The sequence below is a fragment of the Gemmatimonadota bacterium genome (assembly GCA_022560615.1).
Classification (GTDB): Bacteria; Gemmatimonadota; Gemmatimonadetes; order Longimicrobiales; family Gaopeijiaceae; genus UBA1138.
Map to the genome: position 1 here is coordinate 79,784 of JADFSR010000005.1, position 14,968 is coordinate 94,751.

Below are 14,968 nucleotides of genomic sequence, written 5' to 3' on the forward strand. Positions count from 1 at the left end.
AGTCGTCTCCCAGAGTTAGGTTCCGGATGCTTCCGGCCTCAATGAGCGCACTTGCTTCCCCGCGCGCCAGATCTCCTCGTCGGCGAGCTCGGCCAGCTCTTTCTCCAACCGGTCTCGGTAGTCGTCCGCGCTGCAGGTCTCGATCACGATCCGGGCTTCGTTCCCCGAGCTGACACTCTGATACAGCTCATCGAAGAGTGGAGCTACGGCGTCTTCCAACAGCCTGGCGTCCGCGCCGAACGCCGTAGCGACCCGTTCCACTGAGTCGTGGAAGAAGTCCAGGTCGTTGCTGTAGCGAACAGAGTTGGGAGCGAAGTGGAGCGCCGCGCCGCCAGCGAGGTAACTGTCCGGCGCTCGCGTCTGAGCGACCACGGCGAGGATTTTCCCCTGGAACTCGGTCAGCGGCAAAGTGCCGTCGCGACCCGCCACGCCTCACGACCTCCATTCTTCATCAGCGTCTCAGCCACCCAGAGCACGTCATCCTTACCGATCGTCAGGTCTGCCCGGTACGACCAGAAGCACGACGTGTGGAACCGCCGGTACGCGCGTCGGGCCTCCCGGATTCGAACCATGTCTCGGGCGGTCTCCGGATCCAGCGTGCGGCGGCTCTTGCGGCCGCCTGCGCGGCCGATGGTGGCCAGGTAGCTTCGGATCGAATCGTCCATGTAGTAACGTAAGCGGCTTACGCTCACACAGCGATTGGGCGGTCCTGCCGGCGGCAACCTCCCCCTAGCCTCCCGCGGTAGAAGTACGGCGGGCTGCTAGCGCTGCACAGCCGGGTTCACATACCCCGCTTCGAGCACTTTCTCGGGGTCGGGTCGCACGCTGAGGTAGGTGACGTGATCGGCGATGTTGGTCCAGCCGTGGAGGACGCCGGCCGGAATGATGATCACGTCGCCCGGCACCACCACGCGGGCCCGTCCGTTTTCACTGCGACCGAACCGGGTGGGACCGTTGAGGACCCGAACCACGTGGCTGTCAGCCGCCGCCTCCCTGGGGTTCGCCATTCCGCCTCCGGTGACCAGCGTGCCGGTCCCCGAAGTGATCACGTAGGTCTCGGTCACAAGGGAGTGAATGATGCCCATGACAGGCCCGTCTCCCTGTGTGGCACCCCGGTGAATGACTCCCACGGCCAGGTTGTAGCTACCCATATCCAGGATGCGAATCTGCCGATCGGTTCCTCCGTCCGGAACGGCGAGCACGGCCTCGATGTCGGACAGGGGAATATCGATGGCCACCGTGGGCCCCTGGGCGTGAACCACGCTGGGCGACAACGCCCCGAGAAGGCACAAAAGGCAGAGGACGGGCATGACCCTGGACATGACGTTGCGCATCGGATTTTCCTTGGCGGTGCGGTGAAGCTGAAGCGTGCGGACCGGATGTAATGGCGACGTTATTCACGCCCCCGTCGCGACGCCAGGGGTCAAGCAGCCGGGACCCTCGCCGATCGTTAACGTGGGTGGTCTTGCGCACTTCCGAGCAATCGGTCACGATGGCGAATTGTGCAGTGAAGATCCGGTCCCCTGGGACCGGATCAAATCAGGCGGGCTCAACCCGCGAAGGGAAGACGACTATGACGAACGACAAGTGCTGGCGGTCCCCGCGACCGTCCCCCTCCCCGTTCCCCTTCCTCTGGCTCACGCTGGCACTCGGCGTGCTGGTCACCGCTCCGATCGCGGTAACGGCTCAGGGACCGGGCACTGAAGACGGTCAGTGGACGTTCCTCGGCGGGGACGCGTGGCATACGCGGTACACGCCGGCGACCGAAATCAACGCAGCCAACTTCGAGAACCTCGAGATTGCGTGGCAGTTTCAGGCGGCGAGTTTCGGTCCGAGCACCCCTAAGTCGACGGGAACCTACGTCGGCGGCAAGTTCATTACGGTCACCGGCGAGCGCCGGCACGTGATCGCGCTCGATCCGTCCACCGGGGAGCTCCTGTGGAGCTTCACCGAGCCCAACACCGAGCGCTACCAGTATTCGATGCGCAAGGGCTACGGTAAGGGGATCGCCTACGGCGAGATCGACGGCAGAGGCGTCGTCTACATCACGACCCCCGCTTTCTTCCTACACGCGCTGGACGCCGAGACCGGCCAGCCCCTCGAAAACTGGGGTGAGGGAGTACCGATCCCCGGCTTCCCGGAGAGCGGCAGCGTCGACCTCGTCGCGGACCTGATCGAGGACTGGGGCCCGTGGGAGAATCTCAACCAGACGTACGATCCCTATCAGGGCATCCCGCTCGAGATCGGCTACATCACCGCTTCGTCGCCGCCGATCGTTGTGAACGACGTGGTGATCGTCGGGAACTCCGCCGAGCAGGGCTACAACCAGACCCGCACAGAGATGGTCCCCGGTGACATCATGGCGTACGACGCGCGCACCGGAGCATTCAAGTGGAAGTTCCACGTCATCCCGCGTCCGGGCGAGTTCGGCCACGACACGTGGGAGAACGACGCGTGGGAGTGGACGGGCGACGTCTCGTCTTGGGCGCCGATGTCGGTCGATCCTGAATTGGGGCTGGTCTACATCCCGACCAATGGGGCCACGATCGACTACTACGGTGGCTTCCATCCCGGCGACAACCTCTTCAGCACGACGCTCATCGCGCTGGACGTAGAGACCGGTGAACGGGTCTGGCACTATCAGATGGTCCACCACGACATCTGGAACTACGACACGCCGACTGCACCGATCCTGATGGACGTCACGGTCGACGGCCAAGAGATCCCGGGAGTCTTCCAAGTCACCAAGCAGGCCTTCGTCTACGCGCTCAACCGCGAAACGGGCGAGCCGATCTGGCCCATCGAGGAGCGCGCCGTACCGCAGTCGAGGGTGCCTGGCGAGCAGCTGTCCGCCACGCAGCCCTTCCCGACCAAGCCGGCGCCGTTCGACCTCCAGGGACGTACCGAGGACCACCTCATCGACTATTCGCCCGAGATCCTTCGGCGCGCGATGGAAGTGGCACAGAACGGCAACCTGTTCGCACCGCTGTTCAATCCGCCGACGCATGTGGGTGATCCGGCCGGACCCGCGAATATCTGCCCCGGGGGCGGCGGCGGCGCGAACATCACCGGACCACCCGTGGCCGATCCGGTGGAGGGTGTGCTCTTCGTTACATCGACCAGCGGGTGCTCACCCGCGTACCTGGCACCGGGCGTCGAGTCACCGTTGGACAGCGACCGACAGACGGGTGTAACCCACTCGGAGTTCTCTCGGGCGCTCGGAGGCGGCGGCGGCCGGGGCGGCCGGGGCGGCGGTGCAGCGGCATCGACCATCGACGGCCTGTCGATCTGGAAGGGACCTGTGGGACGGATCGTCGCCATCGATATGAACACAGGTGAACACCTCTGGACGATCCCGCACGGCGATGCGCCGGACGACGAGCAGGAGTTGATCCGCAACCACGCTCTGCTTCAGGGCGTCAGTGGAGTTCCAATCAACCAGGGCCGGCGAGGGCACGCTGCGATGGTGGTGAGTCCCACGCTGCTGTTTGCCTCAGGCCAAACGAGTGATGGCACACCTCACCTGTTCGCGATCGACAAGGCCACCGGCCAGCGGGTTGGCGCGGTAGAGCTGCCGGGCGGGTCACGGTACGGCATGTCGAGTTGGGTGCATGAGGGCAAGCAATACATCATCATCCAGCTCAATGACGGGCTGGCGGCGTTAGCGCTCCCGAACTGACGCTGGACTTGAAGGCGCCCCGCGCCGGAGCAGCGATGCTCCGGCCGGGGCTTTTTCTGTCATCGGTCCAGATCGCTCAACGAGGTCAGTCGGCGGAGGTGGGATCGCATGAAGGATACGAGTCCGGGCTGGAGAGGACGGCTCAGGGCTCTTGTCATCGGAGCGACTCCTAGCGCCGGGCGTAATGGAGGACTGACACCAACCTACAGGCCGATCTCAGGCGCGATCTGTGACCGCTCGAGCGTATTCAGCTCATCGATGATCTTCGCGTAGGCGCGAGCGATCTGCTCCAGACCTACAGCCGGAATCCATTCGGGTGTGTCCTGCTCGGTGTGCTTGATCTCCGGTGACGTGATCACCTGCATGGACGGCACGTCCCGGGCCATCCTCCCCATCTCGCCCGAGGCGCCCGGCTCCAGATCCGCGGTGACCCCGACGTTGAAGCGGTTGAAGGCATCGAGCACGATGTGCAATGCGGCCGGGCTGCTATACAACCACCAGCGCATGGGGGAGACCGCATTCATCATGCGGAGGTTCGGACCCCAATACTTCGTCCTTGTCACGGCCACGTGCTCCAGGTTGATCGCGAACACGGTGTTCGCGAGGGCGGTCTCACGGTTGTCGTGAAGCCAGCTCGTACCTGGCCCGCCGTGGTGACCCACGGAGCCCAGAAAGCGAATGGTCCGCCTTCGCTGGGCGCGTGGGACTTTGGAAAAGTGCTCCACGAGCCCCATCATGACCGCCAGCCCCGACGCATTATCGAGCGCCGACTGGAAGTACCCGTCCATGTGAGCGATCACGAGGACCTCTTCGTCGCTGATGCCAGGCAGCGTGCCCCAAACGCTGGCGGCTGACAGGCCCGCGAGCATCTCGCTCTCCATTTGCAGTCGGACAGTCACCCGTTGGCCTCGGCCGAGCCTGTCACGCAGCCGCATGCCGTCGGCATAGCCCACGTTGAAGCCTGGCCCGTCGCCGGTGCGTTGCCAAACGGCGAAGTTGTCCGAGATCCCGTAGACGATGCCTACGGCGGCGGCACCCCTCTCATAGGCGCGAGCCACCGCGCCCTCGGTACGAAGCGTGTGCCGCAGCGTGCCCGGTCTCGGAATGTCGTGAATCAACACCGCCTTGCCCGCGACGTCGCGTCCAAGGTAGTCGGCGTCACTCCCCGTTCCGACCCACACGAGCTCGAACTCCAGGCCGCCCGGCGGAGTCGACGGGGCGCCCTGCGGCGGACGTGCCGACTCCAGCGTGAACGTCTCTGCGCCGGAGATGAACGTGACTTCCCAACTGCGGGGAGCCCACTGCGGGCGCAGGTCGAACGGTTGGCGGTGCACGTCCTCCAGCCCGTTCTCGCGGAAGTAGCTCTCGACCCAGTCCTGGATAGCTTCGTGTCCGGCGGTGCCGACGTTGCGACCCCAGAAGACGTTGCCGGCGTCGCGGTCCGACAGAGAGATGGCATCGACTTCCAGTAGGATCGTCTTCAGGCGCTCCCCCTGGATATCCGCGTATCGGGAGTCCTCGGGGCGAAGCGGGATGTGGATGAACGCGTCCTCGCGCAGGTTGCCTGACGCATCGAGCAAGGGTTGTCCCAACGGGTTGGGCGGCACGCTCTGTTGGGCCGCTAGTGCGGTCCCGGGCCCGACGGACGTGACCAGAACTGCGATCGTGCCCAACAGACTCCACCGACGACAGATGCGCTCAATGGCTGACATGGAAGGTCCTCACAGCAAGGGACGGACGGGCGTCATGCGTAGCTACCTCACGCCGCTCACGCTAGTGTGCGTAGAAGGCGCTCGGCCAACACCCGGAAGGAGCAGGTCATGCATGCCTCGGTAAGGAAGAGCCGGCCTCGCGTGGACGTCCCTCGACGCGCTCTACTTCTCGTCGCGCTGATCGGCTCGCTTCCATGGGGAGCCTCCGCGGCCCAGATCGACCCGGGGCAAGACGCTTGGTTCGGTCTTCCCCTGCCGCCGGGGCTTCAACCTCACACGCCGCCGGCGATCATCGGTGACCGTGGACCCGTGCCGGCGACCGTGCCCCCGGGGGAGGAAGGGCACCGCGAGCTCGAAGGTGCACGAATCCAACGGGACCTGGAGACGATCGTCGCGTTCTCCCGGCAGAGTCGTCAACGTCGCGAGGTGGGAGACGGACAACTCTGGGGGCGCATCACCGGCTTCCCGTCTGGCGCGGAGACCGTAGCCTGGGCCACCGAGCAGTTCAGAGCCGCGGGCATTTCGGAAGTCGAGCTGCAAGCGTTCGATCAAGCCTCAGACGCATCCTTCTGGTTGCCGCTGCGGTGGGAAGTGCGACTCATGGGGGACCGCGTGTTCGGCACGGGAAGCGAAGACGTCGTCCTCGAGACCGCGATGCCTCTCTCAACTTCCGAGATAGAGGGCGGCAGCCTGACGGCGCCCCTGCTGTTCGTGGGGACGGCCAGCCCGGCCGAGCTCGTACACATCGATGTCGTGGGAAAGGTGGCTGTCCAACATGTCAGGCCGCAGGCCCACACGGTCTTCGAGCGGACTCCCGCAGTGCCGAGGGCCCAAGATCTCATGAGTCGAGGAGCCGTCGCGGTCATCACCGTGATCGACCAGCCCGGCAATGGCCGCGCGCGGGATTTCAGCAATTGCGGCGGTCCATGCTTCAACCTCGGCGGTCGGGACGGGTTCTTTCTCGAGCGCGTCATGGACGGGGCGGCCCAAGCCGGCACGCTGGGTCAGCTGCGTGTCCGCCTCAGCCTGGAGGTGGAGCGCCGGTCGGGCCTCGAAGCGCAGAACGGCGTCGCCATCATCCGTGGCAGCGAGAGCGATGAGAGCATCATTCTCAATGCCCACGCGGACGGTTGGTTCGACGCGGCCGGAGACAACGCGGACGGCTTGTCGGTGCTGCTCGCGTTGGCTCGGCACTTCGCCCAGCCCGAGAACCGGCCCGCGCGAACGCTCGTGTTCGTCGCGAGTGCGGGTCACCATTCGCCGGGCCTGAACGGTCCACGAAACTTCGTCGCGATGAACCCGGAGCTCGCGGAGAGCACCGTGCTCGTCCTCAACATCGAGCACGTCGCGCAGCGGAACTTGTCCAGGGCCCGCAGCCTGTTCGACGACGGCTACCGGGAGTACATCGCGGACTCGGGCGAAGCGCCGATCGTCGCGGGTGTCACCAATCGCTCGCCGTTTCTGGAGGACCTCTTCCGGCGCGGAGTCACGCGTTACGGGACCAATTTCGTTTCCGGCGGCTCCTCGATGGCGAGCGGCGAGGGGGGCGGATACAGGTCGCTCGATGTGCCGATCGTCACCACGATGCAGGCGCCCCCGCTGTACCACACCAGCGGTGAGGTGCTGGAGACGATCTCCACTCCGGGTCTGGAGCGCATGGCGCGCTTCCTCGCGTTTTTCATCAAGGAAGTAGATCGTGCTCCGCTGAACGAAATCGATCCGTAGGGAGGAGCTTCGCTGGCGCGGCATCCCCGAGATCCGCTACGGAGATCCGCTCCTGAAGCGTCTCTAGCTGGCGAAGCACGATATCGGCCCGCCCCTCTTCCATCGCAACGGAATTGGGAGCCACCGTCCAGAAGCTCCCCACCGCGGCCGGCCAGTCGTTCAGGAGCTCGCGGGCGAATAGAGAACCCGTCTCCTCCCGATGGCGCTCGATCAACGCCTTCAGCAGCTCGATCTCTCCAGCCTCGCTGGTCCGCTCCAAGGTCACGAACTCTCGGTTCAGGCGGGTCGGGAAGTCGGCGCGCCGGTCCAGCACCAAGGCCAGGCCGCCCGACATACCGGCGCCGAAGTTACGGCCGGCCTCACCCAGGACCACGACCACCCCTTCCGTCATGTACTCGCACCCGTGCTCTCCCACGCCTTCCACCACCGCGACGCCGCCCGAGTTGCGTACGGCGAAGCGCTCGCCGGCGCGAGCCCCGCGTGGCCGTGGACAGCTGCGATGCACACCGAGATCCTCCCGCCGACTGCACGGTCCGTGTTTTCGATCTCGTACGAGCTCCTGAAGGGCGTGCCGTCCTCGAGCGTGCTGCCGAGCTCCTCGATGATGTGGTCGTCGAACGGAGCGCCGGGGCGATCGTTGCGATCCTGAACGCAGTGCAAAGGCGCTCCCGCTGCCGGCGTGATGAGCTTCGACAGGTCGACGGCTCGCCACCGATGATTCTCGTGCGAGGGAATCTGGCGGAGGAGATCTGCGTGACCCATGAGGTGCTCCAGCCGCTCGTATCCCAACTCGGCCAGGATCTCGCGTACTTCCTCAGCGACATGAGTGAGGAAGCTGATGAGCATTTCCGGCGTGCCGAAGTACTTCTTACGGACGTCCTCTGCCTGCGTGGCGATCCCCACCGGGCAGGTGTTGTCGTGGCACTGTCGCGCCATCTTGCACCCGATGGCGATCAATGCCGTCGTGCCAAAGCCAAACCGGTCCGCCCCCAGGAGGGCCGCCATGACGACGTCGCGCCCGGTGTGGAGTCCACCGTCGACGGCCAAGGTCACGCGCCCCCGGAGTCCATTCATGACCAAGGTCTGCTGCGTTTCCGCCAGGCCGAGCTCCCAGGGGGCCCCGGCATACTTGACCGACGACAGTGGCGAGGCGCCCGTACCACCATCCGCGCCACTGATCTGGATCGTGTCCGCATACGCCTTGGTCACGCCTGCGGCGATCGTCCCGACACCCTCTGACGCGACCAACTTCACGGCGATCTTCGCCTTCGGGTTGGCGGTCTTGAGGTCGTAGATCAGTTGGGCCAAGTCCTCGATCGAGTAGATGTCGTGGTGCGGAGGTGGAGAGATCAAAGGCGTTCCCGCGATCACGTGCCTGAGGCTAGCGATGTACGGGGTGACCTTGTGGCCCGGGAGCTGGCCACCCTCTCCCGGCTTGGAGCCCTGCGCCATCTTGATCTCGAGCTGGTGTGCGCCGGCCAGATACGCCGGAGTCACTCCGAAGCGACCCGAAGCGACCTGCTTGACAGCCGAGTTCGCATCCCGCTTGTCGCCGTCAGGCGCGTAGCGGCGGGGGTCCTCACCTCCCTCGCCGGTGTTGGCGAGGCCTCCGATCCGGTTCATGGCTCGAGCGACGTCCTCGTGGGCCTCACGACTCAGCGCACCCAACGACATCGCGCCTGTCTGGAATCGACGAAGCACCTGATCCACCGACTCCACTCGCTCTATATCGATCGGCTCACGGTCCGGCGCGAACTCCAGTAAGTCGCGCAAGGCCGTTGGCGGGCGGGAATGAACCAGCTCGGAGTACGCGCAGTACTCCTCCCGGCCACCCCCCTGGACGACCGCGTGCAACGCCCTCCAGACCGGCGGCCCGTTGGCGTGATAGTCACTGCCGCGGCGGTACTTGTACCACCCACCGCGCTCCAGCGCCTCCCCAGAGAACGCCCGCTCATGGCGCTCGAGCACGTCCTCGGCGATCTCGCGAAATCCGATGCCGCCAATGCGGGACGTGGTGCCCGGGAAGGAGCGCTGAATCACCTCGTCGCCGAGCCCCAGCGCCTCGAAGATCTGAGCTCCATGGTACGACGACACGGCGGAGATACCCATCTTGGACATCACCTTGAGGATGCCGTCCTCGGCAGCCAGGAGGTAGGCTCGGACCGGCCTCCTCGGGGTCGCTCTCCCCGAGCTTTCCAGCGTCGACGAGTGCAGCCACCGTCTCCAGCGCGAGATACGGGTAGATCGCCGAAGCGCCGAAGCCGATTAGCGCGGCCAGATGGTGCACATCGCGCGCGTCGCCCGCCTCGGCCAGAATGCTGGCGCGCATGCGCCGGCCGGTCCGGATCAGGTGGTGGTGTACGCTGGCAACCGCCAGCAACATCGGGATTGGCGCTCGCTGCTCATCCACGAGACGATCGCTGATGACGAGCGCGCTGTGCCCCTCGTCCACGGCCGATGCCGCAGCTTGGCACAGATCGTCGAGCGCGCGCGTGAGTCCGTCACAACCCTCCGCTACCGGGAAGCCGGCCTACTGAGCTCGCCAAGCTCCCTTCACAGGGCGCGCCGACCGCTCGGCTGACGAGAGTACCTCGCTAAATTTCGCCGGTCGAGACCCTCATCGCGACCAGATCGCGATGACACCGCACGTACTGCCACTCCTGTTGAACTGTATGGGCACATTGAGGCTCCCGTACAGCTCGATCCCTTCTATCTGCTCGGGTGTCACGAGAGTGTTGAGGTCAACGGCCTCGCCTGTGTTTACTATGAGCATTCCATCGAGATAGACCACGGGGGACGGACACTGACTTCGGCTCCCCGGAGAGCGGGTTAAGTAGACCTGAATACCGTAGGGCCCCCCGTATTCCACACGCACCCCGGGGATACCACGCAACAGTTCGGTGAAGGTGTTCCGATCGTTTGCCTCGATGTCCTCGCGGGTAATGAAGTGCCCATACCCCTTTCCTCGCCGCTCGTAAAACGGCCTCATTCTGATCTCGTTCAGCGTGGGTGCAGTCTCGACAACGATCCCAGAAAGCTCGATCGGCTGAACGTCGAGGGACACGAAGAACTCGAGCGTCTCGTTCAGGTTGGCTATCCAGAACTCGTCGCTCGCATCTGTAAAGGAAAGGTGATGCACCTCGAGCCGGTTGCTGCCCCAAGCGATAGTTACGTCGCGGACAAGAAAGAAGCCGTCGTCATCGGTGAGCGCGATGCGGTCGCCGTTGAGTTCCACCACGGCGCCCCCAAGCGGTTGCCCACCGACCCCTGCGGTTACCTGACCCACAATGGTGGCTGTCGGATCGGGTCCGTCCTGGAGCACGATGCCGCCGACATCACGGCGGTCCGGCTCGTTTGGTGCAAATACCAGGCGAAACGTGCGCGGCGCGAATCCCGCCTTGCGAACGTTCAGCATATGCGTGCCGGGAGTAATGCCTTCCAGTCGAAACGCTCCGACCGCACCCGTCGTGTCTGAGCCAGGCCCTTCGTCCATGAAGACGAGGACCCCCCTGATCGGTTGATTCGAGGAGTCGACCACGGAGCCGGTCACGGTGCTCGTCGGTTCCTGCGCCAGCACAGTTGACGCTAGGCACGCGGTGAACACGGCCCAGGCGGATGGCGCTCGGTACAAAATGTTCATGTTCCAAAATAGTGTGCGAGGCTTGCAGCGGCCATGGCGTCCGCGCGTCAGGGGGAGTGCAGCCGCCGCCTCACCGGTTGTCCCCCTCGGCCGCCAGCTCGCTCAGGTCGGCAGTCATGAGCACGGCGGTGAGCTGCGTCATCACGGCCACCTGCGTCACGAAGTGCTCCGCATCGAATTGAGCCAAGCGAGCGCTGGTCCCCCAGTACGCGCCCATCGAACCCATGGTCGCGGCTCCGGGAACAGTCAGACGACGCGCGACGCCCCCCAGGCCATACCAGTTGCCCTGGTCGCCACCATTGATGCCGAGCCGACCGACGCTGTGGACCGAAACCCTCCGGTAGTCGTGCTCGCGCACGGCCTGGATCGCGAGGCCGACGAGCTGGTCGTTGTTGGTGACGTGCAACATCGAATGCTCGACCAGCCCGGTCGGCTCGAGCGCATCACCCACCTCGCGATATTCCAACTGACCGAGATGCTCGGTGCTGATGACACCCACGACGCGGTCGTACGCGTCGGGATGCTTGGCGAACCAGTTCTGTTCCGAAAAAACTCTCTCGGCGCCAGGCATGTAGTGACGGTTGTCCATGAAGAGGAGGAGGGTTCGCGACCGCTCGTTCTGCGGAATCGACGAGAAGTAGTGCACGATCCCCATCAGCCCGAACGGTCCGTTTTCCTGTGAGATCGAAGGGCCATCGGTGTGCGTGACGAGCAGGATCATCTCGTCCTGATCCGTTCCGTAGTCGCGCCCCGGAAGGTGCGCGAGCAGCTGGTAGGTCTCGGTCGGCTCGACCGGAGCGACCAACCTCAAGGTGGCCGTCCGCTCCGACCGCGCGTGCTCGACGACCTGTGCGCCTGCCTCTCGGTCGATGTAGAGCGCGGGCACGCCGAACACGGTGTTCACGGGGAAGGTGTAGAGCCCGGCCAAGCGCTCGTATCCCGCGTCGAGGACGAAGAGGGCTCCTGCAGCCCCACTGTCGCGTAGGATGCTGATGTAGCCACCGACCTGTCGCATCTGGGGCCGCGGGGTCACTTCCATGCTGACGCCCCGCGGTGTATTGATGTCCGGGAAGGTCTCCGGATCGGAGATGTACTCGTAGTCCACAGGCGACGGGTATTGATACTGGCCAAGCGTGAAATCCGGGTCGGGCGCTCGCGTCCAGAACACCACGATCCTGCCCTCCAAGGATTCCGGCGGATCCGCGGGATCGTAGAAGAGCAGGCGCGCGGTCACGCCCTCTTCAGGCGTCGAGCCCGAGTTGGCGGCGTAGTGAGCGACGCGTACCGGTTCACCGCCAGAGACGAGCGACCATCCGGAGTCATCCGGCCAATCCGACGTGTGCCAGCGGTCGTACGTCCACGGATTCTTGATGAAGTCCACCGCTCCGTAGTCACGCAAACTTGACTCGATGAGCTCCAGATACGCGAGCCACGACTCGTTGCCGGCGTACGTCGGCCCTCCTGCGTCCTTCGCGGCGTGCCACTCGAGCGCCTGCTCAGCCGTGAGCAGCAGGTCGGCGTCGAGCTGTGACATGGCCGAGTATGAGCCGCGGTCCGTAGGCCCGCAGGCACAGAGGAGAACCAGGCTCGCAAGGGCGGGGAACTCGAAGGAGGGGAGAATGCGGCGCATGGGCGACCTCTCGGTTGGCGTGGCGCGAACGTCCGGCTGGGACGATGTCGTGTCAACATCGTTCCCTGGCGGTTTTACGCCCAGGCTGCATTTTGACCATGCGCGCACAACGAGTCGTAGCGTTGCTTCCCCGTCGGCTGGAGACCAGGCATGAGCGAGCATCGGAGTCGTGAGGTCCGCCTCAAGACGCGCCCCGTGGGACTACCCAAGGAGTCGGACTTCGAGTTCGCCGAGGTTACGGTCGGGTCCCCGACCGAGAATGAGGTCCTCATCAAGAACATCTATATGTCCGTCGATCCGTACATGCGGGGCCGCATGATGGACCGGAAGAGCTACACACCCCCATTCGAGGTCGGTGCGGTACTTCAGGGGGGCGCGGTGGGGCAGGTCGTCGAGTCGAGGGCCGACGGCTTCCAGGAGGGCGACCACGTCCTGAGCATGAACGGCTGGCGAGAGTACTTCCTCTCGTCGGGGGACACGCTTCGGAAGGTCGATGGAAGTCTGGCGCCTCTGTCCGCTTACCTGGGTGTGCTCGGGATGCCGGGCCTCACCGCCTACCTAGGGCTCGCGGACATCGGAAAGCCGGAGCCAGGGCAGACCGTGTTCGTATCGGGTGCCGCCGGAGCCGTTGGATCCGCAGCGTGCCAGATCGCGAAAGAGAAGGGATGTCGGGTCGTGGGCAGCGCCGGCTCCCAGGAAAAGGTCGACTGGCTCCAGGACGAAGCGGGAGTGGACGTCGCCTTGAACTACAAGACGGTCGAGGACCTGCGCGCGGCTCTTCTCGAAGCGTGCCCCGACGGCATCGACGTCTACTTCGACAACGTGGGAGGAGACCATCTCGAGGCGGCGCTGTGGGGGATGAACAACTACGGCCGTATCATCGCCTGCGGCAGCATCTCCACCTACAACGCGACGGAGCCTCAGCCCGGCCCCCCCAACCTCTTTCAGATGATCGGCAAGAGGCTCATGTGGAAGGGGTTCATCGTGTCCGACCACCTCGATCGGTTCCCGGCATTCGCACAGGAGATGGGCTCGTGGATCGCGGAGGGTAAGGTGGTGTGGCGGGAGACCGTGCACGAGGGCATCGAGAATGCGCCCCAGGCGTTCATAGGCCTCTTCTCCGGCGGGAATATGGGAAAAATGCTCGTGCGGCTGGCGGCGGACGCGTGAAGCCGAGCGTCTCGCGCCCGGCGCGCCTCCTGCGCCCGGCTAGCCTTCCCGTGCCGGTGTGCGCGGCCCTCCTCGTGACGGCTGCCGCGGCGACCACATTGAGCGCTCAGACGCCCGCGAGCTTCATCGTGGAGAGTCCGACGATGCAGACCGGCGTGACGATGCCCCGAGACTACAGTCCGGACGGGCGAAACGTCTCTCCCCCGCTCACGTGGCAGGGGCTCCCCGACGGAACCCGCCAGATAGCGGTCCTCTGCCAGGATCATGGCGCGGGCCGTCCTCCGCCGTGGGTGCACTGGATCATCTACAACATCCCCGGAAACGCCGCCGGGCTGCCTGAGGGAATCCCTTTCGACCCGTCCGAGCCCATGCCCGCTGAGATCGCCGGGGCCACGCAGGGGAACAACGGCTGGGGGCTACCCATGTATCGTGGCCCGGCACCTCCCGGAACATCGCTCCACCACTATCACTTCGCCGTGTTCGCGTTGGATGTGGAGCTCGATCTGCCACCGGGACTCACTCGGGACGAGCTGCTCGAGGCGATCGAAGGCCACGTCATCGGGCTCGGGAGCATGGTGCCCTTGTACCGAAGACAGCCCTCCGGCGGCAGCGCTCCGTTTCCGTTTCTGATTCCAGAGGACCTCGATGAACGACGATGACCTTCAGGAGAAATCCGACGCTTCTGCGATCTCTCGCAGAGATCTCCTTCGTACAGCCGGCGCAGCCGGTGCCGCCGCGCTGATTCCGCGCTCTGTAACCGCAGCCATGACGGCCGATTCCATGGAGCCCGTCGCGGCCGCCCTGACGGGGCCGAGCATAGGCGCCGCCCCGGCACCCACGCTTCCACTGATGAATCTGACCGCAAGGGAAACGGAGATTCTCAGCGCCATGGTGGACCGGCTGATCCCCTCGGACGAGCTCGGTCCAGGTGCTCTCGAAGCCGGAGCGCTGCGTTTCATCGATCGCGCGTTGAGCGAAGCGGAGTCCGACTCGGCGAGCGCGTATCGCTCCGGCCTCGCGGCGCTCGACCGTTACAGTCGATACTCGCGGGGCACCGCCTTCATTGAGCTTTCGGCAAACGATCAGGACTCGGTCCTCATCGACCTCCAGACCGGCGGCGCGACGGGCGCAGACGTCGGCTTCGTGGGGAGCTCGGGCTCGTTCTTCAACATGGTGAAGAGCCATACGTGGCAGGGGACCTTCGGGGATCCGCACTACGGTGGCAACGTGGACTTCATCGGTTGGGACCTCATCGGCTATCCGGGTGTGCGCATGAACGTCAGCGAGGAAGAGCAACAGCTCCTCGAAGCGGACCAACTGACACCGGTCCGCCAGTCCGCGTACGACTACGCCACCTTCCGAACAGGAGATCCCCAGTGAAGCCGCGGCGCTCCGCGCGGGGGTGCTGACGT

At 65.1% G+C, this 14,968-nt stretch carries 13 protein-coding genes and 1 pseudogene; 5 read left to right on the top strand and 9 right to left on the bottom strand.

Annotation, left to right across the window (positions count from 1 at the left end):
- Positions 1-15 precede the first annotated feature (15 nt).
- The 3 genes from IIB36_04845 to IIB36_04855 form a co-directional block, all read right to left on the bottom strand.
- A complete protein-coding gene (locus tag IIB36_04845; protein MCH7531077.1) occupies positions 16-429 on the bottom strand; it encodes a hypothetical protein in 414 nt (137 codons plus the stop codon).
- Positions 399-665 (bottom strand): hypothetical protein, encoded by a 267-nt coding sequence (locus IIB36_04850; GenBank protein MCH7531078.1) that lies wholly within the window; start codon positions 663-665, stop codon positions 399-401. Before IIB36_04850 ends, IIB36_04845 begins: the two co-directional genes overlap by 31 nt.
- 96 nt (positions 666-761) lie before the next feature.
- Complete coding sequence (locus IIB36_04855) at positions 762-1,334, bottom strand: hypothetical protein (GenBank protein MCH7531079.1); 573 nt, start codon at positions 1,332-1,334, stop codon at positions 762-764.
- A gap of 239 nt (positions 1,335-1,573) precedes the next feature.
- On the opposite strand from IIB36_04855, the gene IIB36_04860 reads away from it, so the two are divergent.
- The gene (locus tag IIB36_04860) at positions 1,574-3,679 is read left to right on the top strand and encodes a PQQ-binding-like beta-propeller repeat protein (GenBank protein MCH7531080.1); all 2,106 of its coding nucleotides are present in this window, start codon (positions 1,574-1,576) and stop codon (positions 3,677-3,679) included.
- A 203-nt stretch (positions 3,680-3,882) separates the two neighbouring features.
- On the opposite strand, the gene IIB36_04865 is transcribed toward IIB36_04860, so the two are convergent.
- Entirely contained in the window at positions 3,883-5,391 is a 1,509-nt protein-coding gene (locus IIB36_04865; GenBank protein MCH7531081.1) for a M28 family peptidase, read from the bottom strand.
- A 108-nt stretch (positions 5,392-5,499) separates the two neighbouring features.
- Here IIB36_04865 and IIB36_04870 point away from each other — a divergent pair, with 108 nt between their 5' ends.
- Positions 5,500-7,116 carry a M28 family peptidase gene (locus IIB36_04870; GenBank protein MCH7531082.1) on the top strand — a complete coding sequence of 539 codons (1,617 nt, stop codon included), beginning with the start codon at positions 5,500-5,502 and terminating at the stop codon, positions 7,114-7,116.
- On the opposite strand, the gene IIB36_04875 is transcribed toward IIB36_04870, so the two are convergent.
- The 5 genes and pseudogenes from IIB36_04875 to IIB36_04895 all read right to left on the bottom strand — a co-directional run bounded on the left by IIB36_04875 (position 7,073) and on the right by IIB36_04895 (position 12,386).
- Positions 7,073-7,621: a hypothetical protein gene (locus IIB36_04875; protein ID MCH7531083.1), complete on the bottom strand. Its 549-nt coding sequence runs from the start codon at positions 7,619-7,621 to the stop codon at positions 7,073-7,075. The two genes, IIB36_04870 and IIB36_04875, sit on opposite strands and share 44 nt — an antisense overlap.
- Entirely contained in the window at positions 7,504-9,225 is a 1,722-nt protein-coding gene (locus IIB36_04880; protein MCH7531084.1) for a hypothetical protein, read from the bottom strand. Before IIB36_04880 ends, IIB36_04875 begins: the two co-directional genes overlap by 118 nt.
- 76 nt (positions 9,226-9,301) lie before the next feature.
- Positions 9,302-9,592 (bottom strand): annotated as a pseudogene (locus IIB36_04885) (hypothetical protein).
- 141 nt (positions 9,593-9,733) lie between these two features.
- On the bottom strand, positions 9,734-10,666 hold the full coding sequence (locus IIB36_04890; GenBank protein MCH7531085.1) for a carboxypeptidase regulatory-like domain-containing protein: 933 nt from the start codon (positions 10,664-10,666) through the stop codon (positions 9,734-9,736).
- Positions 10,667-10,826: 160 nt separating this feature from the next.
- Positions 10,827-12,386 (bottom strand): hypothetical protein, encoded by a 1,560-nt coding sequence (locus IIB36_04895; GenBank protein ID MCH7531086.1) that lies wholly within the window; start codon positions 12,384-12,386, stop codon positions 10,827-10,829.
- A gap of 150 nt (positions 12,387-12,536) precedes the next feature.
- On the opposite strand from IIB36_04895, the gene IIB36_04900 reads away from it, so the two are divergent.
- The 3 genes from IIB36_04900 to IIB36_04910 are packed head-to-tail and all read left to right on the top strand — an operon-like array spanning position 12,537 to position 14,936.
- Positions 12,537-13,556, top strand: a complete 1,020-nt coding sequence (locus tag IIB36_04900; protein MCH7531087.1) for an NADP-dependent oxidoreductase — start codon at positions 12,537-12,539, stop codon at positions 13,554-13,556.
- The gene (locus IIB36_04905; GenBank protein MCH7531088.1) at positions 13,553-14,215 is read left to right on the top strand and encodes a YbhB/YbcL family Raf kinase inhibitor-like protein; all 663 of its coding nucleotides are present in this window, start codon (positions 13,553-13,555) and stop codon (positions 14,213-14,215) included. Before IIB36_04900 ends, IIB36_04905 begins: the two co-directional genes overlap by 4 nt.
- The gene (locus tag IIB36_04910) at positions 14,202-14,936 is read left to right on the top strand and encodes a gluconate 2-dehydrogenase subunit 3 family protein (protein MCH7531089.1); all 735 of its coding nucleotides are present in this window, start codon (positions 14,202-14,204) and stop codon (positions 14,934-14,936) included. The genes IIB36_04905 and IIB36_04910 overlap by 14 nt, the downstream gene beginning before the upstream one ends.
- Positions 14,937-14,968 lie beyond the last annotated feature (32 nt).

Excerpts from the sequence above, each read along its gene's own strand:
- IIB36_04850 (MCH7531078.1), bottom strand. The coding sequence starts at position 665 with ATGGACGATTCGATCCGAAGCTACCTGGCCACCATCGGCCGCGCAGGC.
- IIB36_04855 (MCH7531079.1), bottom strand. The coding sequence starts at position 1,334 with ATGCGCAACGTCATGTCCAGGGTCATGCCCGTCCTCTGCCTTTTGTGC.
- IIB36_04860 (MCH7531080.1), top strand. The coding sequence starts at position 1,574 with ATGACGAACGACAAGTGCTGGCGGTCCCCGCGACCGTCCCCCTCCCCG.
- IIB36_04865 (MCH7531081.1), bottom strand. The coding sequence starts at position 5,391 with ATGTCAGCCATTGAGCGCATCTGTCGTCGGTGGAGTCTGTTGGGCACG.
- IIB36_04870 (MCH7531082.1), top strand. The coding sequence starts at position 5,500 with ATGCATGCCTCGGTAAGGAAGAGCCGGCCTCGCGTGGACGTCCCTCGA.
- IIB36_04880 (MCH7531084.1), bottom strand. The coding sequence starts at position 9,225 with ATGGGTATCTCCGCCGTGTCGTCGTACCATGGAGCTCAGATCTTCGAG.
- IIB36_04895 (MCH7531086.1), bottom strand. The coding sequence starts at position 12,386 with ATGCGCCGCATTCTCCCCTCCTTCGAGTTCCCCGCCCTTGCGAGCCTG.
- IIB36_04900 (MCH7531087.1), top strand. The coding sequence starts at position 12,537 with ATGAGCGAGCATCGGAGTCGTGAGGTCCGCCTCAAGACGCGCCCCGTG.
- IIB36_04910 (MCH7531089.1), top strand. The coding sequence starts at position 14,202 with ATGAACGACGATGACCTTCAGGAGAAATCCGACGCTTCTGCGATCTCT.